The organism is Rhodococcus sp. NPDC059234 (genome assembly GCF_042754225.1).
Lineage (GTDB): Bacteria > Actinomycetota > Actinomycetes > Mycobacteriales > Mycobacteriaceae > Rhodococcus_G.
In genome coordinates this window covers 1-23,266 of the sequence record NZ_JBHZAH010000057.1, presented here as the reverse complement: position 1 = coordinate 23,266, position 23,266 = coordinate 1, and the positions used below count along the sequence as shown (strand labels likewise).

The window sequence follows — 23,266 nt, the reverse complement described above, 5'->3', positions numbered from 1 at the left end:
ACGTCCCGGTCGCGGCGACGGTGGCCTTGCGAGGGGACGCCGCTCGGGCTCTCCCTGAGCGGTGCGATGTCGGCCGACGGACTCGTGCTCAGAGCGGGTGACGCATTCCAGCTCCGACATCCTGCGCCTGCCTCGGCCAGGCGCAGGCCGGAGTTGCCGCGATCGAAGATTTTGTCCACCCGCCACCGGTAGATGGCGCGGCCGGTGTCGATATCGAACTCTTCTCGGTGCCAGCCGCATTCGGCGAACTGGTGGTCCGCCTCACGTCGACACTGTCGCCCGAAGCATTAGGCGCGGAACCAGCGTCGGCTCGAACCGAACCCGACGTGATGGGGGTCAATCGGTCGGCGATCTCGACCTGCGCTGTGCCAACTACCTGTCAAATTGCCAACTAGCGTGACCGCTGTGCCAACTGCGTTGTCAATTTGCCAACTACGGTGTCCGTTCACATGTGGTCCCGGTATCGCTGCTACAGTGGCCGACGTGCAGCGCGCGTATTTCTGGTTTAGCAGGCCGGCCCCGGGTGGGTCGGTCGGCGTTACCACGCGCTGACTTCTTCCACCCGAGCCGGAATCGACCGGCTCGCGGGTGTGCACGCATTCTCCTGGGTCGGCCTAACGAACAGGACACCCATGACTCTCACACTCGACACCGATGCCCTCGGCCTCGACGATCAGCGGACCCTCTCGATCTCGCCGCTGGTCGCGCCCGCCGAGCTGCGTCGCGAGCACGCCGTCGGCCCCGCGGTGGCCGAGACCGTCCGCGCCGGACGCGACGGTGCGGTCGACATCCTGGCCGGTCGCGACGACCGGCTGATGGTCGTCGTCGGTCCGTGCTCGGTGCACGACACCGAGGCCGCGCTCGACTACGCCCGTCGGCTCGCGGTCAAGGCGGCCGAGCACCGGGAGAACCTGCACGTGGTGATGCGGGTGTACTTCGAGAAGCCGCGCACCACCCTCGGGTGGAAGGGCCTGGTCAACGACCCGCACCTGGACGGCAGCTTCGACATCAACACCGGCCTGCGGATGGGCCGCAAGCTGCTCCTCGACATCTCCGCGCTCGGACTTCCGGTCGGCTGCGAGTTCCTCGACCCGATCACCCCGCAGTACATCGCGGACCTGGTCAGCTACGGCTCGATCGGCGCCCGCACCGCGGCGAGCCAGGTGCACCGGCAGCTGTGCAGCGCGCTGTCCATGCCGGTCGGGATCAAGAACTCCACCGAGGGCGACATTCAGGTGGCGGTCGACGGCACCCGTGCCGCCGGCGCCAGCCACGTCTTCCCCGGCACCGACCTCGACGGCCGGTCGGCGTTGATCCGCACCGCCGGCAACCCGGACTGCCACGTCATCCTGCGCGGCAGCAGCGGCGGGCCGAACTACGACGCCGAGACGGTCGCGGACACCCTGGCGCGCCAGCGCAAGTCGGGACTGCCGGAGCGTGTCGTGATCGACGCCAGCCACGGCAACAGCCAGAAGGACCACCAGCGTCAGGTCGACGTGGTCACTGATCTGTCGGCGCGGATCGCGTCGGGTGAGCAGGGCATCGTCGGGGTGATGCTCGAGAGCTTCCTGGTGGCCGGTCGGCAGGACCTGACCCTGGGCAAGGCGGACGAGCTGACCTACGGCCAGTCCATCACCGACGCCTGCCTGGACTGGGACACCACCGCGGCGCAGTTGGACCGGCTCGCGGAGGCGGTCGCTACCGCACGCCGCGAGTCCGGAACTGCACGCTGATCCGCGGTCCGGTCGGGCGGGTGGTCTTGGGCACCGCGTGTTCCCAGGTGCGCTGGCAGGACCCGCCCATCACCAGCAGGTCGCCGTGGCCGAGCGAGTACCGGATCGTCGGCCCGCCGCCGCGGGGCCGCAGCGCGAGGGCCCTCGCTGCGCCGAGCGACACGATCGCGACCATCGTGTCCTCGGTGCGGCTGCGGCCGATGGTGTCGCCGTGCCAGGCGACGCTGTCCGAGCCGGTGCGGTAGAAGCACAGGCCCGCGGTGGTGAACGGCTCGCCGAGTTCGGGCAGGTAGTACGCGCTCAGCGCGTCGCGGGCCGCGGTGAGCATCGGATCGGGCAGCGGCGCGTCCTCGTCGAAGAAGCTCACCAGTCGCGGCACGTCGACCACCCGGTCGTACATCTGCCGGCGCTCGGCCCGCCACGGCACGGCGCCGGGCCGTTCGGTGTCGGCGAGGTCGGCGAACAACTGCTCGGAGCCGGTGAGCCAACCGGGGAGCACGTCGACCCAGGCGCCGTCGCCCAGGACCCGGCGGCGGACGTTCGCGCCGAGCGGGCCCAGTCGGGGGCCGCCGGTCGGATCGTCGAACAGCGACGCCTGCACCGCGATGTCCACGCGCACATCATACCCCCGGCAATCGAACATTTGTTCGTCCATTTTGGGTGATTCGGCGGTAGTAGACCGCCTGGAACCGTTCCCGGCCGGCGACGTCTAGCATCGAGCGTCGTGACCGACAGTGCTGTGGCCGACCGAACGCAATCCGAACGCCCGGACCCGGTCCCGGCCTCCCGTCGGGATGCCGCCCGGGTCCGCGTCGTCGCCGTCGTCGCCTCGGTGCTCGCGATCCTCGCCGCGGTGTCGGTCCCGTTCCTTCCCGTGCAGCAGGACACCGCGACACTGGCGTGGCCGCAGGCGGACTCGCTCACCAATGTCGATGCACCACTGGTGTCGTACGCGCCGCTCGAAGTGACCGCGGCGATCCCCGCTGCGGCCGTGCAGGCGCTCGCGCCCGCAGGCGGTGTCGTGGTCTCGACCGCCCCGGTGGGCTCGGCGGACGCGGCGCGGTACGGGCTCGTCGCCCGGGTCGAACCGGGTGCCGACGGCGGCTCCGCCCGGTTCGAGATCGTTCAGCGCGACCAGCACCTGCTGTCGATCCCCGTCGCCGACCTCGCCGGGCGGACGGTGACCGTGACGTCGAACCCCGAGCGGACCACGACCACCGTCACCGGAGCCGACCCCGCCACCCTCGACGGCGACTTCCGCCCGCAGATGGTGGGCGTGTTCACCGAACTCCACGGCGCGGCACCCGCCGGTCTCGAGGTGAACGCCGACCTCGACACCCGGTTCACCTCCACGCCGTCCGCGATCAAGCTCGTTGCCATGCTCGTCGCGGTCCTCGCGACGGTGGTCGCGCTCGTCGGACTGCACCGCATCGACGCCCTCGACGGCCGGCGCGCGCGCCGTTTCCTGCCGGCGCGCTGGTGGAAGTTCGGCGCGCTCGACGCGGTGGTGATCGGAACCCTGCTGCTGTGGCACTTCATCGGCGCCACCACCTCGGACGACGGCTACCAGTTCACGATGGCCAGGTCGTCGCTCGAGTCCGGCTACATGGCCAACTACTTCCGCTGGTTCGGCGTCCCCGAGGCACCGTTCGGCACCCCGTACTACGACGTGCTCGCGTGGATGACACAGGTGTCGACCGCCAGTCCGTGGGTGCGCCTGCCGGCCCTGGTCGCGGGGATCGTGTGCTGGCTGGTGATCAGCCGCGAGGTCGCCCCACGCCTGGGTGCCGCCGTCCGCCGGAACCGCATCGCGCTGTGGACCGGCGCCCTCGTGTTCCTCGCCTTCTGGCTGCCCTACAACAACGGCCTGCGCCCCGAGCCGATCGTCGCCGCCGGCGTGCTGCTGACGTGGTGCTCGGTCGAGCGCGCCGTCGCGACCCGACGCCGGCTCCCCGCCGCGGTCGCCGTGCTCGTCGCGGCGCTCACGGTGACCGTCGGTCCGTCCGGGATCATCTGCTTCGGCGCGCTGATCGCCGGCGCCCGGCCGGTTCTGGCGATCGTTGCCGCCCGCGCCAAGACCGTCGGCTACCTCGCCGTCCTCGGGCCGATCGCCGCCGCGGGTGCGGTCATCCTGGTTGCGGCGTTCGCCGACCAGACCCTCGCCGCTGTGCTCGAGATGCAACGCGTGCACGCGATTCCGCCGACGAATGCATGGTTCGAGGAGTACAAGCGCTACGAGTGGCTGTTCAACATCAACGCCGACGGATCCCTGGCCCGCCGGTTCGGGGTGTTCGTGATGGTGCTCTCGATCGTCGCCAGCCTGCTGGTGATGCTGCGCCGCGGGGGCCGGATCCCCGGCACCGCAGCGGGCCCGTCCCGCCGGATCATCGGCATCACCGCCGCCGCGATGGTGCTGATGATGTTCACGCCCACCAAGTGGACACACCACTTCGGGGTGTTCGCCGGCCTCGCCGGTTCGCTCGCCGTCCTGACCGCCGTCGCGGTGGGTCCGCTGGTGCTGCGGTCGCGCCGCAACCGGGCGCTGTTCGCCGCCGCCGTGCTCTTCGTCCTCGCGCTCGCCTTCACCAGCAGCAACAGTTGGTGGTACGTGTCGGCCTGGGGCGTCCCGTTGTGGGACAAGCCGGTGATGGTCGCCGGTTTCGGCGCCGGCACCATCCTGCTCGGCCTGACCGTGGTGATGCTCGCCGTCGCGGCGTGGTGCTTCTTCCGGGAGCCCCACGAGGACGGGTCCGTTCGGCCGGGCAGGCTGTGGTCGATTCCCCCGCTCGCGGTCGCGGCCGGGTTGATGGTCGTGTTCTTCGTGCTCTCGATGACCAAGGGAGCGATCGCCCAGTACCCCGCGTTCTCGCTGGCGAAGTCGAACTTCGGCGCCCTCGCCGGTCAATCCTGCGGCTTGGCGCACGACGTGCTCGTCGAGACCGACCCCAATGCCTCCATGCTGCGGCCGCTGACCGCAGCACCGGCGAATGCGCTCGGCACGCAGAACGTCGGATTCACCCCGAACGGGGTGGCCCGCGACCTGACGTCCGACGAGAAGGCCGCCTCCGAAGGGATGGCGACCTCCCTCGACAACGAGGACGCCAAGTCGAGCAATGCGGCCGGCACGGCCGGCGGACAGGGCGCGTCCGGCATCAACGGAAGCAGCGTTGCGCTGCCGTTCGGTCTCGACCCGGCGACCACTCCGGTGCTGGGCACCTACGGCACCGGCGGTCCGGCGTCCCTGACCTCGGACTGGTACGCACTGCCCGACGGCGGCGACCTCATCTCGATCACCGTCGCGGGCCGCGTGCACTCGGTCAACGCCGACGGCATTGCCACCCCCGGGTCTCGGGTCGAACTCGACTACGGCGTCCGCGGCGCCGACGGCGCGGTGCGGAAGCTGGGCAGTGCTCTGCCCATCGACATCGGGCCCGCACCATCGTGGCGGAACCTGCGAGTGCCGCTCGATCTGCTCCCGGCGGAGGCGAACGCCGTGCGGATCGTGGTCGACGACAGCGACGCCCGGCCCGACCAGTGGGTGGCCGTCACCCCGCCACGGGTGCCGCAGACCCGCACCCTCGACGACCTGATCGGCTCGCACACGCCCACGATGATCGACTGGTCGGTGGCGCTGCAGTTCCCGTGCCAGCAGCCGTTCAACCATCGTCTCGGCGTCGCCGAGATCCCGGAGTACCGCATCCTCCCGGACCGGCCGGCCGCAGTGATGACCAGTCTGTGGCAGGACCACTTCGGCGGCGGCCCCCTGGGGTGGATCGACCTGACCGCGACCGGGCGCACCCTCCCGACCTACCTCGACGGCGACTGGGACCGCGACTGGGGCAGCCTCGAGAAGTACTCGCGCATCGACCCGAACGCCGAACCGGCGCAGCTCGACACCACGACGGTGCGACGCTCCGGCGTGTGGAGCCCCGGACCGATCAACATCGCGTGGTGAGCGGACCGCTGTTCGGTAGTCGCGTGCCCACCTCGACCTGCCTATGATCTACACAGCGGTAGCAGGCTGCGGATGGATCGGAGTATCCGGATGCGAATTGCGGATGTGTTGCAGAACAAGGGTCCCGCGGTGGTCACGGTCGATCCGGGGATCACGGTCAGCGCGCTGATCGGCGAACTCGCCAGGCGCAACGTGGGCGCCCTCGTCGTGGTCCGGGACAACGCCATGGTCGGCATCGTCACGGAACGGGACGTGGTGCGTCAGATCCACGAACGGGGCGCCGGACTGCTCAACGCCACCGTCGGCGACATCATGACGAGTTCGGTGTTCACCTGCGCGCCCACCGACACCGTGGACAGCCTCGCCGCCACCATGACGGACCGTCGGATCCGGCATCTCCCCGTCCTCGAGAACGGACACCTCGTCGGCATCGTCAGCATCGGTGACGTCGTGAAGAGTCGGATCGACGAACTGCAGAGCGAACGCGATCAGCTCGAGGCCTACATCGACCGGAGCTGAGGCCCCGTCACAAAGTCGGGTCGGGATCTGTCATGAGGGGTGACAGAAAGGCTCCGACATGTTCACCTCGACCACCGAACCCACGACCCGGCCGTCGCTCTCGACCGCCCTCGGCAAGCTCACCCTCGCGCTGCTGTGCGCTGTCGCCTTCCTCGACTTCGTCGACGCGTCGATCGTCAACATCGCCCTGCCCGACATCCGCCGCGACCTGTACTTCTCCGTGCAGGGACTGCAGTGGGTGCCGAGCGCCTACCTGCTCACCTACGGAGGATTCATGCTGCTCGGCGGGCGCGCCGCCGATCTGCTGGGCCGCCGCCGCGTCCTGGTCACCGGCACCGCGCTGATCGGGATCTCCTCGCTGGTCGGCGGATTCGCCGGCAGCGGGGGCGTGCTGATCGGTGCCCGGCTGGTGCAGGGCGTCGGTGCCGCGCTGATGCTCCCGGCCGCGCTGTCGATCCTGACGACGACCTTCGTCGAGGGGCCCGAGCGGCGCACCGCGCTCGGGGTCTGGGGCGGCGTCGGCGGCCTCGCGTCGGCGATCGGGGTGTTCCTCGGCGGACTCCTGACCGAGGGACCCGGCTGGCGGTGGGTGCTGTTCGTCAACCCGGTCGCCTGCGTGCTCGTTCTCCCCGCGGTCTTCGCGCTGATCCCGGCCGACCGGCGTCGCGGGCGGCTGGCTCGTTTCGACGCCGTCGGCGCGGTCCTGGTCACCGGCGGGATGCTGCTGCTCGTCTACACGTTGGTGAAGGCGCCCGACCAGGGCTGGGGGACCGCACGCACGGTCGGCGAGTTCGCCGGCGCCTTCGCGCTGCTCGCCGCGTTCGTGGTCAACGAGCAGCGCAGCCGAAATCCGTTGCTGCCGTTGTCGATCTTCCGGATCCGGGGCCTGGCTGCGGCCAATGTCACGGGGCTGATCGCCTTCGCCGGCCTGATCGCGATGTTCTTCTTCCTCACCATCTACATGCAGACCGTGCTCGGATACTCGCCCATGCAGACCGGCGCCGCCTACCTTCCGCTCTGTCTGGGAGTCGGTGTGGCCGCGGGCATCTCGTCGCAGCTCGTAGGCAAGGTCGGGACCCGTCCGGTGATCGTCGCGGGCGCGTCGATCGCCGCCGTCGGCCTGTACCTGCTGTCCCGTATCCCCGTCGACGGCTCCTACCTCGTCGACCTGCTGCCCGGCCTGATGATCGTGTCGTTCGGTCTCGGTGCGGTGTTCGTCGCCGTCACCACCGCGGCCAATGCCGGTGTGCCCGAGGACAAGGCGGGTCTGGCGGCCGCGCTGCTCAACGCCGCGCAGCAGGTCGGCAGCGCCCTCGGTCTGGCGATATTCGCGGCGATCGCGACGTCGTACTCCAATCAGCTGATCGGGTCCGGTGCCGCGGTCCCGGATGCGCTCACCTCCGGATTTCAGCGGGCCCTGCTCGCGGGCAGCATCTTCCTGCTCGTCGCCGCGCTGATCGGGCTGCGCACCGTCAACGCCCATGGCGAGAACAGTGACGCCGGGCTCAGTGAAAGTTCTCCCGTTCAGTGAAAGTCCTCGACGGTCAGCCGGGCGAGCCGATCGCGGTCGGCGAGGATGTCGATCTCGACGATCAGGCCGCCCCGGATCGTCACTCCGAGGACCGACAGGACCTGTCCCTCGGCGATCGCCACCGCGCCCGCGGTCCCGTTGACCAGGGCGGGATGGGCGAACCTGGCCAGCCTGGCGAAGTTGAGCGCCCGCGCAGCCACCTGTTCGGCGCCGCGCACCTCCGTCGACGCACCCATCGGCACCGCCCCGACGTCCGCGCGGAGCACCACGTCCGGGTCGAGCACCGCGACCAGATCTTCGAAGCTGCCGCCCCGTGCTGCGGCGAGGAAGGCGTCGACGACCTCGCGTTGGCGGGCCACGTCGGCGTCCGGCACCGGCGCCCCCTGCAGTCGCCGCCGGGCGCGGCTGGCGAGTTGCCGCGCGGCGGCCGGGGAGCGGTCGACGATCGGCGCGATGTCCTCGAACGGCACCGCGAACATGTCGTGCAGCACGAACGCAAGGCGCTCGGATGGCGTCAGCGTGTCGAGCACCACGAGAAGTGCCAGTCCCACCGAATCGGCAAGGAGCGCATCGTGTTCGGGCCCGACTTCCTCGATCGTCCCGACGATGGGATCGGGCAGGTGGACGCCGAGCAGGTTCTCCCGTCGGGCACGCCGCGACTGCAGCAGGTTCAGGCACACCCGCGCGACCACCGTCGTCAGCCAGCCGGCCAGGTTCTCCACCTCGCTCGTGTCGGAGCGCGCCAGCCGGATCCAGGATTCCTGCACGGCGTCCTCGGCCTCGCTGACCGAGCCGAGCATCCGGTATGCCACCGCCCGCAGGTGCGGGCGGTGGGCCTCGAACTGTTGCGCCATGAATTCGTTCTCGTCCATCGGTCACATTCCTTCGTCGCCTGCTGTCATAGGTGTTGACCGGTGAAACCCGGCCGATGTGACAGGGGCACGTCCTCAACCACACACCTCGCCGGCAGCAGGGGCAACCGGACGTGCGCGGTGGGTATCCGGCCGCGGGCATGGAGCGCGGCCTTGACGACGGTGGGGTTGGGCTCCGACATCAGCGCCCAGGCGGGACCCACGAGCCGGTTGCCCAGGGCCCGCGCGTGAGCGGTGCTTCCGCTGCGCCACGAATGGAACAGTTCGACGAACTCGCGCGTGTAGACGTTCGCGGTCGCCAGGATCGCCCCCGCCGCGCCCATCGCCAGGAGCGGCGAGACCAGCGTGTCCTCCCCCGCGAGAACCGAGAACTGTGCAGGAGCGGAGCCTGCGGAGCGACCGGGCTGGGCAGGAGCGGAGCCTGCGGAGCGACCCGTTCGCCCGGTCTCGGCGAGCAGTCGTGCGGTGTCGGTGTCCACCGACCCGACCGCCTGCTTGACGCCGACGATCTGCGGATGCTCCGACAGTCGCAGAATCGACTCCCAGCCCAGCTGCCGGCCGGTGCGATACGGAACGTTGTACAGGACCAGCGGGACCGGACTGCGGTCGGCGACGTGCTCGAAGTGCGCCACCACCCCGGCCTCGGACGGGCGCGTGTAGTACGGGACCACCACCAGCGCGCCAGCGACGTCGCCCTCCTCGCCGAGTTCCTCGACGGCACGCACCGTGCCGGCGGTGTCGTTGGAACCTGCCCCGACGATCAGGGGGACGTCGCGTTCGCGGCACACTCTGCGACAGATCTGCAAGACGTCTCGGCGTTCCTGCCGGCTCAGCGCGGCGGGTTCCGCGGTCGTCCCCAACGCGACGATTCCGGCTGCTCCCTCCTCGATCACGGTGTGCGCGAGGCGTTCCAGGTCGGTGGCCGCGAGATCGCCGTTGTCCGTGAAGGGCGTGACGAGCGGTACGAAGATGCCTGCCGGATGGAATGTCATGGATCGAGTCTCACCGGCCGGATAATCAAGATCCAGTTACCAATTGTGACGCTATCCGTAAGCTGATCTGATGCTCGACACTCGCAAGCTCAGGCTTCTGCGTGAACTCGCCCATCGGGGCACCATTGCGGCGGTCGCGGAGGCGCTCTCGTACACGCCCTCTGCGGTGTCGCAACAGATCGCGGCACTCGAGCGCGAGGCCGGGCGGCCGCTGTTGACGCGCACGGGACGTGGGGTGAGTCTCACGCCGGCCGGGGCGGTGCTCGTCGAGCACGCCGAGGTGGTGCTTGCCGACCTGGAACGAGCCGAGGCCGCGCTGGCCGCGAGTGAGACGAGCCTGTCGGGATCGGTTCGCCTGGGGGCATTCCCCACCGCCCTGCGGACCCTTGTGCTGCCGGCCATGCTGGAAATCGGTCGTGTGGAACGGGGCCTGGAGCTGGCGGTGACCGAGGTCGATCCCGCCGAGGTGCCGAACCTCCTGCGCGGAGGGCAGTTGGACATCGCGCTGGTTCACGAATACGACAACGTCCCCTCGATCACGGGTCCGGGCATCGAACTCGAACCACTGCTCGACGAGGTGGTGTATCTCGCCTCGTCGGCTGGCGCGCAGCCGGCGCAGTGGCGATCCGACACCGACGCGGAGCCTGCGGAGTGTAGATCAAACACCGCGACCGACCGGCCCGACAGTGCGGTGATCCGCAACCACTCCGAAAGTCGTTGGATTGTCGGCAATCCCGGAACTCTCTGCCACATCATGACGGTGCGCACCTGTCAGTCCCAGGGCTTCGAACCGCGCGTGGCCCACCGGATCGACGACTTCGCGACGGTGCTGCGGCTCGTCGCCGCGGGAGCCGGCGTGGCGCTCGTTCCCCAACTCGGGGCCACCGACGTCCCGGCCGGGGTGGTGCTCACCGCCCTGCCGATCGGCAGACGAACCCGGATCGCCTACCGGCACGGCAGCCGGTCCCAGCCGGCCTTCGCCGCGGTGAGCGCGCAGCTGCATCGCGCGGCCGGGCACCATGTTCGGGCGTAGCGTGGGCCGAGGAGAGGAGCCGACGTGGCTGAGACTATGCGTGCTGCACGATTCCATGCCGACACCAAGAAGACTGTGGTGGAGGACGTTCCGATACCCAGGCCCGGTCCGGGGGAGGTCCTGGTCGAGGTGGCCTACTGCGGGATCTGTCACTCCGACCTCAGCCTGATCAACGGGACCTTCCCGGCGATGCTGCCGGTAGTCACCCAGGGCCACGAATCATCCGGCACCATCGCCGAACTCGGGGCGGGAGTCACCGGCTGGCAGGTGGGCGACCGGGTGATCCCGGCAGCGGGAAGGCCGGACATGACGTGCCGCAACTGTCGGCGCGGAGACCTCACCCACTGTCTCAACATCCAGCTGATGGCCTTCGCCTACGACGGGGCGTGGGCCGAGTACACCGTCGCGCAGGCGGGCGGGCTCACCAGGGTCCCCGACAACGTGCCCCTCGAGCAGGCCGCGATTCTCGCGGACGCCGTGTCCACCCCCTACGGTGCGGTGGTGCACACCGGGGAGGTCACGGTCGGCGAGGTCGTCGGGGTGTGGGGTGTCGGCGGCATCGGCACCCACATCGTGCAACTCGCGCGACTGGTCGGTGCGGTCCCGATCCTCGCGTTCGACATCAACCCGGCAGTGCTCGAGCGGGCCCTCGAACTCGGCGCCGACTACGCCTTCGACACCCGAGACCCCGACCTGAGGAAGAAGGTCGCCGAGGCCACCGACGGACGCATGCTCGACGTCGCGTTCGATGCGGCCGGGTTCGCGGTGACGTTCTCCCAGGCCCTGGACTGCCTCGGGGTCGGCGGTCGGCTGATTCAGGTCGGCCTGAGCGACCAGGAGGCAAGCCTCGGCACCACCACCGCGTTCGGGCTGTCGAAGAAGCAGGTCAAGGGTCATCTCGGCTACCAGAATGCCGACATCGAGACTCTCGCCGAACTGATCTCGCGCGGGCGGCTCGACGTCTCGCGCTCGATCAGCGAGATCGTCTCGCTCGAGGACGTGCTGGTGGGCATCGAGAAACTCGAGAAACACGAGGGCAACCCGATCCGCATCCTCGTCAGACCCTGAGCGGCGTCAAACCCTGAGCGGCGTCGAACCCCGAGCGACGTCGAAACCCGAGCGACGAACCCTGATTCGCGGCCCGTGTCGGTGGCCCGCAGTACGGTCCTGGCATGGGCTACGAATTTCAGGTGACCGTCGACTCCGCACGGCCGCACGACCAGGCCAAGTGGTGGGCCCAGACCCTCGGGTGGGCGGTCGAGCCGAGCGACGAGGACTTCATCCGGGGCGTCGTCGCGGCCGGGCACGCGCGCGAGGAGGACACCGAGGTCTACGACGGCGTCCTGGTCTGGAAGGTCGGAGCTGCGATCGGCGACCCCGAGCACCCGGACCGCCCGCGAGTGCTCTTCCAGCTCGTCCCGGAGGCGAAGTCGGTCAAGAATCGGCTGCACCTGGACGTGCGGGTGGGTGAGGACAAGCAGGCCGTCGCGGACGGGCTCGTCGCGCGCGGCGCGACCGTGCTGCACCACGGGCAGCAGGGACCGTTCTCGTGGATCACCATGGCCGATCCCGAGGGCAACGAGTTCTGCGTCAGCTGACGCGAACCGCTCGGGGTCACCGGTACGCGCCCGGCGTCTCACCGGTCCAGCGTTTGAACGCGCGGCGGAACGCGCTCGGTTCGGAGAACCCGAGCCGACCGGACAGGTCGTCCACGGACTCGCCGCGCGCGAGGCCGGAGATCGCCGCGTCCCGGAGCACCTCCTCGCGAAGCTGGTTCAGCGAGGTGCCCTCCTGCCGGAGCAGCCGGCGCATGTGCGGCACGCTGATCGAGAGCATCTCGGCGATGTCGTCCGCGGTGGACGTGCGGCCCCTGACCCCGGCCTCGAGCACCTTGCGCACCTGCGCCGCCGCGCTGCTGTCGTAGTCGCGTTCGGAGAAGAGCAGGTTCGGCGACTCCCGAAGGTACTCGAGTAGCGTCTCCTCGGTCTGGATGACCGGCGCCCGCAGCAGCGAGTTGTCGAACTCGATCGCGGCGACCTCGGCCCCGAAGGTGATCGGCACGCCGAAGATGGCGTCGTAGCTCTTCGCGAGCTCCGAATCCGGTGCCGGATAGGGGAGTTCCATCGCGACCAGCTTGACCCGCCTGCCGACGAGCCAGGCCGCGAACCGGTGCATCAGCATCAGCACGAAGTCGGTGAGCAGCCGGTCCGCCGCCCGTGCCGTCGCGGGCGAGAGCGTGCGCGGCCGGGTCGGCATCTGCACCAGGAGCCGGGTGGTGGACTCGCCCGTCTCCAGGCGCAGCGGCGGCATTCCGGGCAGCGCCCGGGTCACGTCGGCCATCCGCTCGAGCGCGCTACCCAGGTCGGGGCAGTGGATGAGCGACAGGCACACCAGCTTGAACGACCCGCGCGGAACCGGCGCCGCGCTGAGTCCGAACAGCTCGTCGTCGGTGAGCTGCCATGCGGCCTGGGTGAATCGGGTCAACTGGTCCGGCGTGATGCGCGCCGACTGGTCGCGCAGCACCGCGACGGACACCCCGGCCGCGTCCAGGGGGAACGCCATGTCGAACCCGCCGTCCTCGGCTATCTCGGCGGCCCGCCGGACGAAGTCCGCAGGGACGGTGCGGGTGCTCATGACCCCGAGAGGCCGTGCAGTCGCTCGGCCGCCTCCGCCAGCACCTCGTCGCGTTTGCAGAAGGCGAAGCGCACCATGTGATTCCACGGCTCCTTGTGGTCGGCGAACACGCTGACCGGGACCGCCGCCACGCCCACCCGTTCCGGTAGGGACCGGCAGAACGTCAGCCCGTCGGTCGTGCCGAACGGGGTGATGTCGGCGCACACGAAGTAGGTTCCGCCGCTCGATCGCACCCCGAATCCGGCCTCGGTGAGCGCAGCGGAGAGCACATCACGCTTGCGCTGCAACGACTCCCGCAGCGCGACCACCCAGTCCTGCTCGTGACGCAGGGCGTACGCGACCGCCGGCTGGAACGGCCCGCCCGCGACGAACGACATGAACTGCTTGGCGGTGCGCACCGCATCGACCAGCTCCGCCGGCCCGCACACCCAGCCGGTCTTCCATCCGGTGACGGCGAAGGTCTTCGCCGCGCTCGAGACGGTGATCGTGCGCTCGGCCATGCCCGGCAAGGAGGCCAGCGGCGTGTGACGGCGCCCGTCGAACACCAGGTGCTCGTACACCTCGTCGCTGAGCACCAGCAGGTCGTGCGCGATCGCGAGATCCGCCACGGCCGCCAGTTCGTCGTCGGTCAGCACGGTGCCGGTCGGGTTGTGCGGAGTGTTGACCACCAGCATCCGGGTGTCCGGACCGACCGCCGCGCGCAGCGCATCGAGGTCCAGCGCGAAACCGTCGCCGTCCGCAACGAGCGGCACCGTGCGGCGCACGCCGCCCGCCAGCGCCACGGCGGCCGCGTAGGAGTCGTAGTACGGCTCGATCAGCACCACCTCCTGCCCGGGTTCGACCAGCCCGAGCAGGGTCGCGCTGATCGCCTCGGTCGCGCCGACGGTGACGAGCACCTCGGTGTCCGGGTCGTGCGCGAGGCCGTAGCGTGCCGCCCGGTCCGCGGCGATCGCCTCCCGCAGCACCGGCATGCCCGGCCCGGGCGGGTACTGGTTGAGTCCGTCGGCGATCGCGGCGCGGGCGACGTCGAGCATGGCGCGCGGGCCGTCGGTGTCCGGGAACCCCTGCCCGAGGTTGATCGCGCCCGTCGACGTTGCCAGGGCCGTCATCTCCGCGAAGATCGTGGAGCCGAAGGGCTGCAGGCGAGTCACCGTCCGCGAATGGCGTGCTGAGGGCATTGTCACAGCTTAGGGGGCGTGCACCGGGCCGGGGAAATGCCCGCCGTCACGTTCGTAGGAGCTGTCTCGTCCAAGGAACAGGCGACACCACACGAGGTCGCCACATTCGCGAACAGGAGAGCGTCATGACTCGAATTGCCCCGCTCGCACCGAACGAGGCCGGCCCGCTGACCCGGCTCGTCTACCGATTCGCCGGACGCCAGTTCGGCGCGGTGCCGGAGCCGCTCGCCGTGCTCGCCCACCACCGCAAACTCCTCCTGGCCTCGTCCGGGCACGAGATGGCCGTGCAGAAGGCGTCCACCGTGCTGCCCGGCAATGTCCGCGACATCGCGGTGTACCGGGTCGCCTGGAAGGTCGGCTGCTCCTGGTGTGTCGACTTCGGCGCGATGCTGATGCGGCTGGACGGCCTCGACGTGGACCGGTTGCAGCACATCGGTGAGTACGACACCTCCCCGCTCTACAGCGAGGACGAGCGCGCCGCGATTGCCTACGCCGATGCGATGACGGCAAACCCGGTCGAGGTCACCGACGAACAGGTCGCCGATCTCGAGCGCCGATTCGGCAAGGCTGGCGTGGTGGAGCTGACCTACCAGATCTCACTGGAGAACCAGCGGTCCCGGATGAACTCGGCGCTCGGCATCGTGGACCAGGGATTCAGCTCGGACGCGTGCCGGGTGCCGTGGGCTGATCGGGCAGAGGCAGGTCGGGAAGCCGGACGCCGGTGAGTTTGTCCGGGTTGGCGATGTCGTAGGCGGCCCAGACCTGCCCGTCGCGGACGGCGAACCCGCCGACCCGCGACGGGAAGCCGGGATGCGTCGCGTCCCCGGGGAATCCACGGGTGAAGATGCCGAGCTGTCCGTTGACCAGCACCGGTTCGGCGCCCAGCAGCGCCTGCGGTCCGTAGCGATTCATCAGTCCGAGGAAGAACCGGGCGAACTTGTCGGCACCGTGGATGACGTTGACCGCGGTGCGGGTCGTCCCGTTGGCGTCGCCGATCACCAGCGCGTCGGGGTGCAGCGCGTCGAGTACGGCCTGGAGGTCACCGGCCGACATCGCCGCCATCAGCCGGCCGACGGCCTCGGCGTGGCCGGGGTCCGGCGCCGGAGCATCCGCTCCCGCGACGGCGCGGCGGGCGCGGGAGGCGAGCTGGCGGCTGCTCGCGACGGAGGTGCCCAGCACCGAGGCGATCTCGTCGAAGGGGATCCCGAACCCGTCGTGCAGGACGAACGCGGTGCGCTGGTCCGGGCCGAGGGTGTCGAGCACGACCATGGCCGCGAGGCGGGCGTCCTCGCTGCGGACCACCTCGTCGAGCGGGTCGGCGGCAGGAGGCGCCCCGAGCGGTGTCACGATCGGTTCCGGAAGCCACTGTCCCACATAGCTTTCCCGTCTGACCGCGGCGCTCCGCAGGTGGTCGAGACAGATGCGTCCGACCACGGTGGTCAGCCAGCCGCGCAGGTCCCGGATGGCGTCGGCGTCGGTCTCGCTCAGTCGCAGCCACGCCTCCTGGACCGCGTCCTCCGCGTCGGCCACGCTCCCGGTCAGCCGGTATCCGACCGACAGGAGGTGCCTGCGGTGCGATTCGAAGTCCTCGACGAGGGCGGTGACCGGCATAGCTCGATCCTGCTACAGCGGGCGGTGAGGTGGCACCCCTCGGTAGGGTCGGACCATGCGATTCGGAATGTTCGTGCCGCAGGGCTGGCGACTGGATCTGGCGGGCATCGACCCTGCCGACCAGTGGAGCGTGATGAAGGGCGTGACACTGGGCGCCGAGCGGGGGCCGTGGGAGTCGGTGTGGGTGTACGACCACTTCCACACCGTCCCCGTCCCGACCGAGGAGGCCACCCACGAGGCCTGGTCGCTGATGTCGGCGCTGGGCGCGGTCACCTCGACGATCCGGCTCGGTCAGATGTGCACGGCCGTGAGTTACCGCAACCCCGCGTATCTCGCGAAGGTCGCCGCCACCGCGGACCTGATCTCGGGTGGCCGGATCGAGATGGGCATCGGAGCCGGCTGGTACGAGCAGGAGTGGCGCGCCTACGGGTACGGCTTCCCGCCTGCGGGTGAGCGGCTGGCCCGCCTCGACGAGGGCGTGCAGATCATGCGCCAGGCCTGGAGCACCGGCTCGGCCACCCTCGACGGCAGGCACTACCAGGTGGACGGCGCGATCGTGCAACCGAAGCCGTTGCAGAAGAACGGTATTCCGATCTGGATTGCCGGGGGCGGCGAGAAGGTCACGCTGAAGATCGCAGCCAAGTACGCGCAGTACACCAACTTCGACGGCACCCCGGAGGTGTTCGCGCGCAAGTCCGAACTGCTGCGTGAGCACTGCGATTCGGTCGGCACCGACTTCGACGCGATCGTGCGCACGGCCAACTTCAACGTTGCGATCGGTGTCACCGAGGCCGACGTCGAGGCCCGGCTCCGCCAGACCAGGGACCGGATCGCGCGATACGCGGGCGAGGAACTCGCCGAGGCCTCGATGGTCGCCTTCCGCGGCATGCCGGCCGTGGGCACTCCCGAGCAGATCGTCGAGAACCTCGGCGGGCTGCGCGAGCAGGGCCTCGGCTACGCGATCTGCTACTTCCCGGAGGCCGCCTACGACAGCACCGGGATCGAACTGTTCGAGCGTGAGGTGATCCCCGCGCTCGCCGGATAGGAGGGTGTGATGTTGATACGAGAGCTGTCGAGCGAGGGTCTGTGGCTGACGCCGCCGACCGTCGACGACGTCGAGTCGATCACCCGATGCTGTCGGGACGAGGAGATCGGGGAGTGGACCACCCTCCCGAAGCCCTACGGACTCGAGGACGCCGAGCGGTTCGTGACGACCGTGGTGCCGGTCGGATGGGCCGATCGCAGCCCGATCTGGGCGTTGCGGCACACCCCTCGCGGTCACGTGGTCGGGATGATCGGGCTCGGTGCGGCCGACGTCTCCGCCGCCGAGCTGGGATTCTGGCTCGACCCCGCCGTCCGCGGGCGAGGGCTGATGGGTGCGGCGGTGAACCTGGTGTGCGATTTCGGGTTCGAACCGGACGGGCTGGCGCTCGAGCGAATCGAATGGCGCGCCTTCGTGGGCAACACCGACTCGGCAGTGGTCGCGCGTCGAGCCGGCTTCCTGTTCGAGGGGATCCGCCGCGCGGGTGGGGTGCAGCGCGGGCGCAGGCGTGACGAGTGGGTGGCGGGGCTGCTCTACGCGGATCCGCGCGAGCCCGCCGACGGCTGGCCCGCGATCGACTAGCGCAGATTGTCGGGCAGGTCGGCCGCGGCGATCGGGATCTGCTGGTTCTCGGCGCGCGGCACGTCCTCGGCCAGCGGAATCGACTTGGCCAGCAGCTTCCACTCCGCGCCGCTGATCTGCTCGGTCGCCCGCCGGATCACCTTCGGGTCGCGGGTACCCCACGCGATCGGCATCGGGCTGACCATCTGCCAGGTGTCCGAGGTGGACTTGTTGCTCCGGTCGGAGAGCACGGAGATCGACGGCACGCGCTCGCCGACGTGGGTGAGCGAGTGCCCCGGCAGGGTGCGGATGTTGCGGGTCACCAGGGCGTAGTGGGGTCGGTCCGCGGACGGCTTCGCGGTGTTCACCAGGGCCAGCAGCGTCGCGCCGCGGGGCCGGGGCACCGCCACGACGGCGGGCACCAGCTCGCCCTTGGCGTACAGCTCCTCGATCGAGCCGACCTTGCGGGGAGCCCAGTACGCCATCCAGAGCGTGGTCAGCGCGATCACGGCGACCACCACGCCCACGACGTACGACCACGGGTGCGCCAGCGTGAACAGCCACACCGCCAGCGCCGCGAAGAGCAGTCCGGTGATGACGGACGACCACCGCAGCCGACGGACGTCGCCGAGGGTCTCGTTGACGGACTTGGCGTGGGAATGGTCTACGGGGAACTCGAAGCGGCGCACGGTCCTATTCCTACCCGATCGCCGGGCCGAGCAGGTCGTCCGCGTCGGTGATCCGGTACGCGTACCCCTGCTCGGCGAGGAAACGCTGCCGGTGCGCGGCGTACTCGGCATCGAGGGTGTCGCGCGCGACCACGGAGTAGAAGTGCGCCTGCCCGCCGTCGTGTTTGGGGCGCAGCAGCCGGCCGAGCCGCTGGGCCTCCTCCTGCCGGGAACCGAACGTGCCCGACACCTGAACCGCGACCGAGGCCTCGGGCAGGTCGATGGAGAAGTTCGCGACCTTGCTCACCACCAGCGTCTGGATCTCGCCGCGACGGAACGCGTCGAACAGGGCCTCGCGTTCCTTGTTCCTCGTCGAACCCTGGATGACGGGGGCGTTCAGCGCCTCGCCGAGCTCCTCGAGCTGGTCCAGGTAGGCGCCGATCACCAGCGTGGGGGAGTTCGGATGGCGGTCCAGGATCGACTTCACCACCGCGATCTTGGTGTGCGCGGTCGAGCACAGCTTGTAGCGCTCCTCCGGCTCCGCCGTCGCGTACGCCATCCGCTCGGCGTCGGTCAGCGTCACCCGCACCTCGATGCAGTCGGCCGGGGCGATCCAGCCCTGCGCCTCGATGTCCTTCCACGGCGCGTCGTACCGCTTGGGTCCGATCAAGGAGAAGACGTCGCCCTCCCGGCCGTCCTCCCGGACCAGCGTCGCGGTCAGGCCGAGCCGGCGCCGCGACTGCAGGTCGGCGGTCATCCGGAACACCGGCGCGGGCAGCAGGTGCACCTCGTCGTAGATCACCAGACCCCAGTCGCGCGAGTCGAACAGTTCCAGGTGCTTGTACTCGCCCTTGGTGCGGCGGGTGATCACCTGGTACGTCGCGATCGTCACCGGGCGAATCTCCTTGCGCTCGCCCGAGTACTCGCCGATCTCGTCCTCGGTCAGCGAGGTCCGCGCGATCAGTTCGCGCTTCCACTGCCGGCCCGCGACGGTGTTGGTGACCAGGATCAGCGTCGTCGCCTTGGCCTTGGCCATCGCCGCCGCGCCGACCATCGTCTTGCCCGCCCCGCAGGGCAGCACCACCACGCCGGAGCCGCCCGCCCAGAACGAGTCGGCGGCCATCTCCTGGTAGTCGCGCAGCTCCCAGTGGCCCTCCTCGAAGGCGAGGTCGATCGGGTGCGCCTCGCCGTCCACGTAGCCGGCGAGGTCCTCGGCGGGCCAGCCGATCTTGAGCAGCATCTGCTTGAGGTGGCCTCGCTCGGACGGGTGCACGATCACCGTGTCCTCGTCCACCTTCGCGCCGAGCATGGGCGCGATCTTCTTGTGCCGCATCACCTCGGTGAGCACCGCGCGGTCCAGGCTGACCAGCGTCAGGCCGTGCGCGGGGTTCTTCACCAACTGCAGCCGGCCGTAGCGGGCCATGGTGTCGACGATGTCCACCAGCAGCGGCTGCGGGACCGCGAACCGGGAGTAGGTGACCAGCGCGTCGACCACCTGCTCGGCGTCGTGACCGGCGGCGCGCGCGTTCCACAGCGCCAGCGGGGTCACCCGGTAGGTGTGCACGTGCTCCGGGGCGCGCTCGAGTTCGGCGAACGGCGCGATGGCCTGTCGCGCCTGACCGGCCAGTTCGTGGTCGACCTCGAGCAGCAGGGTCTTGTCGGACTGGACGATCAGCGGTCCATCGGTCACGTGCGCCTCCTAGCGATGACAACCACTCCATTGTCCACACTTCTGGCGGGAGTGGTCGTGGCCGAGGACGCCGGCCCTGGCGGTGCCGTGCCGCGGCCGCGCCCGCGGCTCGGTCGGCCCTGACCGCCGAAATGGAAGGATTCCCCGAGAAATCGGGAAATCCCTCCATTTCTTCTTGTTTTGCCGAGACGTGGTCAGGTTTTTCCGTGTCCACTGCACCGGCACCTTCGGTGGTCGCGACTTTTATTTCCCGGACCCGCCCGAATTCGCCTCGGATTCGCTCGAGTCCGTTTCGTGGAGAGGTGTCTTCTCGCGGGGTGGTGATCGGGGATCGGCGACTGTCGCCCCGTTCGTGAGGGCGGGGGTCTTCCCCGGTGCGTGGGTGCGCTGGGGGGTTTGGTTGCGTCGCGGATCAGTGCTTCCGCTTGCGGATCAACTCGCCGGATTCCACCGCCCGATCCCTTTTTTCCGCACGCCTTTCCTTCAACGACTGTGCGGGTTTCTTCAGGCTCTTGCCCGGTTTCTTGTCTGCCATTGTCGCTCCTGAATTCGAAGTGGCAATCACTGGCCACGACCATACGTCATTCGGGAGAAAATGCCAGTCGCGCTGGCAGGCGCATTGTTTCGCCGAGAATTCTCGGGTCAGTCGACGAGTGCGACGCTGGTCACCCGATGCAGGGTGAACCGCCGGACCGCCCCGGCCGCGGGGTCGAACGCGTCGAGCTGACCGCCTCCGACGCTGACCGGGTCCACGATCCGCTCCGACGCGACGCCCTGCGCGTCGACGTAGCCGATCCGCACGCTTCGCTTGACGCGGGCCGCCAGCTGCAGCAGCGCGATGGTCGCCGCGCTGCTGGCCCGGCTGCCGTCGGACCGGACGCCCTCGCCGCGCGGAACCGCCGCCGCCCGCTCGCCGGCCCGCAGCGCACGCACCAGGCTGGCCAGCTGCTCGTCGCTCGGCGCCGACGGAGTGCGCACCAGTCGCTGTCGTCGACGCGAGACCCGCGCCCCGCGCGGTCGCAGGTCGACGATCGAGCCCGAGGAATCCTCGCCGGCCGGTGCGAAGCCTGCCGCGCGCAGCTGCTCGAGCACCTCGGCCAGAGACGCCTGGGAGATCGCGACGGTCGGGGCGAGTGCGCGCAGGGCCAACGGCTCGGCAACGGGGGAGGAGAGCACCTCGGCGAGCAGGGCCGGGTCCTCGCACCGAACGAACGACGAGGCGATGCCGGCGCGCAATCGGCCGTGCCGCCGTGCGACGTCGTCGATCAGGTAGGTCAGGGCCTGCGGCACCGGGGTCCTCGAGTGGTTCGCGAACAGCGCCTGCAGTTCCGCCGCGCTCAGGCCGGCGTCCAGGGCCCGCCGCACGCTCGACTCGCCGATCCGGTACATCGTGGCCGCGCCCGCGGACTCGACGTCCGCGACCAGCGTGATCTGCTCCTGCAGGTCGGGCACGAGTGGTCCCGGCGCGACGACCGTCAGGTCGGCCTGAACCAGCACGTAGTCGATCGGGGCGGGCAGCGCCGCGGTCATCTCCGCCAGCACCGATTCGGGCGGCGCGCCGTGCAGCAGGCTGCGACCGGGGGAGGTCACGGCGCCGCGGCCGACCAGCCCGACCGCGGTCGCCTCCGCGAGGGTGTGCTCGACCGCGCCCGCGCCGAGCCGCGCCGACCACCGGGGACGCCGCCAGGCCACCGCCGCGGCCATCTCGGCGACGGTCGCACCCTGGCCGGTACCGAGCTCGGCGAGCAGCTCCAGCACGAACCGGCGATCGCGCGGTGCGCCGGACGCGCGGACCTCCTCGGACAGCGCGGCGATCGGCTTGTCGTTGACGTCGCGCAGCCCGACCGACCAGGGGCGGCGCGGCATCTCGAGCCAGGCCTGCGCGATCGCCTGCCACCGTTGCGCCGTGCTCGAGTTCAGCCAGGCGTCCGCCGCGACCGTCGGCGCCCAGTAGTCGTCGCCGGTGTCCGGGGTCGGTAGCGGGTCGGGTGCGCCGCTCGAGATCAGCCCGGCCGCCCCGAGCAGCTCGGCCAGCAGGCTCACCCGGGCTTCGTCGATGCCCGCGGCCTTCGCCAGCCTGCGAGTCTCTCGTATGCCCAGCCCGCCCGCCTTGAGGGTCGGGGCGGGTTGGTCGCCGAGCGCCGCGATCAGGTCCTCGCAGTGCCGGACGAGTTCCAACGCCTCACCCGCCGCGGCCGCGTTGACGTCGGCGATCTTGTGCTTCTTCGCGCGGATCGGCGGCGGCGTCAGCGCGCTCGGATCGGTGACCGTTTCGCCGCGCAGGGCCTGGCCCACCTGGTACGGCAGCTCGACGGTCTGCTCGTCGATCCAGTGCAGCAGGCCGAGCGCCAGCAGTCGCTGGACGGGCCGGTCGGGCGGGGTGCCGGGCGCGGCGTCCCGGGTGCGGCCGATCGGTGAGCTGGTCGCCAGGGTGCCGAGCAGGCGGCGTTCGGCGTCGGTCAGGGTGTCGAGCGCTGCGGCGATCTCGTCCGCAGACATGATGTCGCCCGGCTGGTCGATGCGCCAGGTCACCGCGCCTGCCGCAGCGACCGCCACGCGGAGCGTCCGGGTGCCCCAGACCAGCGCCCGCGCGCGCAGCACGTCGAGGGCCCTGTCCACCGTGCGGACGGGTGCCCGGCCAGCGAGGGCGTCGGTCAGCTGTTCGCGGCGCACGCCGGCCTCGGCGGCCCGTTCGAGTGCGAGCAGGCCGAGCAGCGTCAGCTCGAGGACGTTGAGATCGTCGGCGGCGCGGAGGACCGAGGCGCGCTGCTCGGCGCGGGCGGCGAGCACCGACTGGTTCGCGGGCGGCGGGACCGCCAGGTCCGGGCGCAGTCGAAGCAGCTCCGCCAGCTCGGCATCGCTCCGCGCGGCCAGCCAGACTGCCAGGCTCTCTGTCGCCGCGGCGGTGCCGTCGGGTGTGTCGGCGGCCGGGGTAGCGCCTTCGGTGTCGGTCATCGCCTATCAGATTAGATACCTGGGGTGGTCCGGGCGCGGCCTCGGTGTCAAAATGGCCTCGTGGCTAACAATTCGAGCAAGCGATATGTAGATCCAGGCTGGCCGGCGGCGGAGATCCAGGACGGCGACCACGCCGTCACGGAGCTGTCGTCGTCGCGCTCCGGTGGGCTGTCCCCGTTCGGGGAGGACACCGAGTTCCCTCGCCCCGTGTCGGAACTGCCGTACGCACACCCGCACACCGTCATCAACCGCTGACGGCCGGGGATACGAGAAAGGCCCCGCACCTTCGAGG

21 protein-coding genes are annotated in these 23,266 nt (G+C 70.2%); 11 read left to right on the top strand and 10 right to left on the bottom strand.

Annotated elements, in window-relative coordinates; all coding sequences use genetic code 11:
- Nucleotides 1-632 precede the first annotated feature (632 nt).
- The gene (locus ACFXGJ_RS13905; RefSeq protein ID WP_378620588.1) at nucleotides 633-1,733 is read left to right on the top strand and encodes a 3-deoxy-7-phosphoheptulonate synthase; all 1,101 of its coding nucleotides are present in this window, start codon (nucleotides 633-635) and stop codon (nucleotides 1,731-1,733) included.
- Here the strand turns inward: ACFXGJ_RS13905 and ACFXGJ_RS13900 are convergent.
- Nucleotides 1,699-2,376: an alpha-ketoglutarate-dependent dioxygenase AlkB gene (locus ACFXGJ_RS13900; protein WP_378620585.1), complete on the bottom strand. Its 678-nt coding sequence runs from the start codon at nucleotides 2,374-2,376 to the stop codon at nucleotides 1,699-1,701. The two genes, ACFXGJ_RS13905 and ACFXGJ_RS13900, sit on opposite strands and share 35 nt — an antisense overlap.
- An 81-nt stretch (nucleotides 2,377-2,457) precedes the next feature.
- On the opposite strand from ACFXGJ_RS13900, the gene ACFXGJ_RS13895 reads away from it, so the two are divergent.
- The 3 genes from ACFXGJ_RS13895 (at nucleotide 2,458) to ACFXGJ_RS13885 (ending at nucleotide 7,738) form a co-directional block, all read left to right on the top strand.
- Nucleotides 2,458-5,688 (top strand): arabinosyltransferase domain-containing protein, encoded by a 3,231-nt coding sequence (locus tag ACFXGJ_RS13895; RefSeq protein WP_378620582.1) that lies wholly within the window; start codon nucleotides 2,458-2,460, stop codon nucleotides 5,686-5,688.
- A gap of 90 nt (nucleotides 5,689-5,778) precedes the next feature.
- Nucleotides 5,779-6,207 carry a CBS domain-containing protein gene (locus tag ACFXGJ_RS13890; protein WP_378424521.1) on the top strand — a complete coding sequence of 143 codons (429 nt, stop codon included), beginning with the start codon at nucleotides 5,779-5,781 and terminating at the stop codon, nucleotides 6,205-6,207.
- A gap of 58 nt (nucleotides 6,208-6,265) precedes the next feature.
- Nucleotides 6,266-7,738, top strand: a complete 1,473-nt coding sequence (locus ACFXGJ_RS13885; protein WP_378620579.1) for an MFS transporter — start codon at nucleotides 6,266-6,268, stop codon at nucleotides 7,736-7,738.
- On the opposite strand, the gene sigJ is transcribed toward ACFXGJ_RS13885, so the two are convergent.
- Together sigJ and ACFXGJ_RS13875 are read right to left on the bottom strand one after the other, a co-directional pair.
- Nucleotides 7,732-8,610 carry an RNA polymerase sigma factor SigJ gene (gene sigJ, locus ACFXGJ_RS13880; RefSeq protein ID WP_378620576.1) on the bottom strand — a complete coding sequence of 293 codons (879 nt, stop codon included), beginning with the start codon at nucleotides 8,608-8,610 and terminating at the stop codon, nucleotides 7,732-7,734. The genes ACFXGJ_RS13885 and sigJ overlap by 7 nt on opposite strands.
- Before the next feature lie 26 nt (nucleotides 8,611-8,636).
- Entirely contained in the window at nucleotides 8,637-9,602 is a 966-nt protein-coding gene (locus tag ACFXGJ_RS13875) for a 4-hydroxy-tetrahydrodipicolinate synthase family protein (protein WP_378620573.1), read from the bottom strand.
- Between the two features lie 70 nt (nucleotides 9,603-9,672).
- Here ACFXGJ_RS13875 and ACFXGJ_RS13870 point away from each other — a divergent pair, with 70 nt between their 5' ends.
- From ACFXGJ_RS13870 to ACFXGJ_RS13860, 3 genes are all read left to right on the top strand, one after another.
- The gene (locus tag ACFXGJ_RS13870) at nucleotides 9,673-10,635 is read left to right on the top strand and encodes a LysR family transcriptional regulator (RefSeq protein ID WP_378620570.1); all 963 of its coding nucleotides are present in this window, start codon (nucleotides 9,673-9,675) and stop codon (nucleotides 10,633-10,635) included.
- A 24-nt stretch (nucleotides 10,636-10,659) separates the two neighbouring features.
- Nucleotides 10,660-11,703 carry a zinc-binding dehydrogenase gene (locus ACFXGJ_RS13865; RefSeq protein ID WP_378620568.1) on the top strand — a complete coding sequence of 348 codons (1,044 nt, stop codon included), beginning with the start codon at nucleotides 10,660-10,662 and terminating at the stop codon, nucleotides 11,701-11,703.
- A 104-nt stretch (nucleotides 11,704-11,807) separates the two neighbouring features.
- Nucleotides 11,808-12,233 (top strand): VOC family protein, encoded by a 426-nt coding sequence (locus ACFXGJ_RS13860; protein ID WP_378620565.1) that lies wholly within the window; start codon nucleotides 11,808-11,810, stop codon nucleotides 12,231-12,233.
- 16 nt (nucleotides 12,234-12,249) lie between these two features.
- Here the strand turns inward: ACFXGJ_RS13860 and ACFXGJ_RS13855 are convergent, their stop codons facing one another.
- Together ACFXGJ_RS13855 and ACFXGJ_RS13850 are read right to left on the bottom strand one after the other, a co-directional pair.
- Entirely contained in the window at nucleotides 12,250-13,269 is a 1,020-nt protein-coding gene (locus ACFXGJ_RS13855) for an AraC family transcriptional regulator (protein ID WP_378620562.1), read from the bottom strand.
- Nucleotides 13,266-14,447: a pyridoxal phosphate-dependent aminotransferase gene (locus tag ACFXGJ_RS13850; protein WP_378620559.1), complete on the bottom strand. Its 1,182-nt coding sequence runs from the start codon at nucleotides 14,445-14,447 to the stop codon at nucleotides 13,266-13,268. Before ACFXGJ_RS13850 ends, ACFXGJ_RS13855 begins: the two co-directional genes overlap by 4 nt.
- A 125-nt stretch (nucleotides 14,448-14,572) precedes the next feature.
- Here ACFXGJ_RS13850 and ACFXGJ_RS13845 point away from each other — a divergent pair, with 125 nt between their 5' ends.
- Nucleotides 14,573-15,172, top strand: a complete 600-nt coding sequence (locus tag ACFXGJ_RS13845) for a carboxymuconolactone decarboxylase family protein (protein ID WP_378620557.1) — start codon at nucleotides 14,573-14,575, stop codon at nucleotides 15,170-15,172.
- Here the strand turns inward: ACFXGJ_RS13845 and ACFXGJ_RS13840 are convergent.
- Nucleotides 15,102-16,058 (bottom strand): sigma-70 family RNA polymerase sigma factor, encoded by a 957-nt coding sequence (locus tag ACFXGJ_RS13840; protein WP_378620554.1) that lies wholly within the window; start codon nucleotides 16,056-16,058, stop codon nucleotides 15,102-15,104. The genes ACFXGJ_RS13845 and ACFXGJ_RS13840 overlap by 71 nt on opposite strands.
- Before the next feature lie 55 nt (nucleotides 16,059-16,113).
- On the opposite strand from ACFXGJ_RS13840, the gene ACFXGJ_RS13835 reads away from it, so the two are divergent.
- Both ACFXGJ_RS13835 and ACFXGJ_RS13830 read left to right on the top strand, forming a co-directional pair.
- Nucleotides 16,114-17,103 (top strand): LLM class F420-dependent oxidoreductase, encoded by a 990-nt coding sequence (locus tag ACFXGJ_RS13835; protein ID WP_378620551.1) that lies wholly within the window; start codon nucleotides 16,114-16,116, stop codon nucleotides 17,101-17,103.
- 9 nt (nucleotides 17,104-17,112) lie between these two features.
- Nucleotides 17,113-17,682: a GNAT family N-acetyltransferase gene (locus ACFXGJ_RS13830; RefSeq protein WP_378620548.1), complete on the top strand. Its 570-nt coding sequence runs from the start codon at nucleotides 17,113-17,115 to the stop codon at nucleotides 17,680-17,682.
- On the opposite strand, the gene ACFXGJ_RS13825 is transcribed toward ACFXGJ_RS13830, so the two are convergent.
- The 4 genes from ACFXGJ_RS13825 to ACFXGJ_RS13810 all read right to left on the bottom strand — a co-directional run bounded on the left by ACFXGJ_RS13825 (nucleotide 17,679) and on the right by ACFXGJ_RS13810 (nucleotide 22,974).
- On the bottom strand, nucleotides 17,679-18,350 hold the full coding sequence (locus ACFXGJ_RS13825; protein WP_378620545.1) for a DUF3239 domain-containing protein: 672 nt from the start codon (nucleotides 18,348-18,350) through the stop codon (nucleotides 17,679-17,681). The two genes, ACFXGJ_RS13830 and ACFXGJ_RS13825, sit on opposite strands and share 4 nt — an antisense overlap.
- Before the next feature lie 10 nt (nucleotides 18,351-18,360).
- Nucleotides 18,361-20,019, bottom strand: coding sequence for a DNA repair helicase XPB (locus ACFXGJ_RS13820; protein ID WP_378620543.1), 1,659 nt, complete (start codon nucleotides 20,017-20,019; stop codon nucleotides 18,361-18,363).
- A 412-nt stretch (nucleotides 20,020-20,431) separates the two neighbouring features.
- Nucleotides 20,432-20,554 carry a hypothetical protein gene (locus ACFXGJ_RS13815; RefSeq protein WP_378620539.1) on the bottom strand — a complete coding sequence of 41 codons (123 nt, stop codon included), beginning with the start codon at nucleotides 20,552-20,554 and terminating at the stop codon, nucleotides 20,432-20,434.
- 107 nt (nucleotides 20,555-20,661) lie between these two features.
- Entirely contained in the window at nucleotides 20,662-22,974 is a 2,313-nt protein-coding gene (locus tag ACFXGJ_RS13810; protein ID WP_378620536.1) for a helicase-associated domain-containing protein, read from the bottom strand.
- Between the two features lie 60 nt (nucleotides 22,975-23,034).
- On the opposite strand from ACFXGJ_RS13810, the gene ACFXGJ_RS13805 reads away from it, so the two are divergent.
- Entirely contained in the window at nucleotides 23,035-23,229 is a 195-nt protein-coding gene (locus ACFXGJ_RS13805) for a hypothetical protein (RefSeq protein ID WP_378424555.1), read from the top strand.
- Nucleotides 23,230-23,266: the final 37 nt, after the last annotated feature.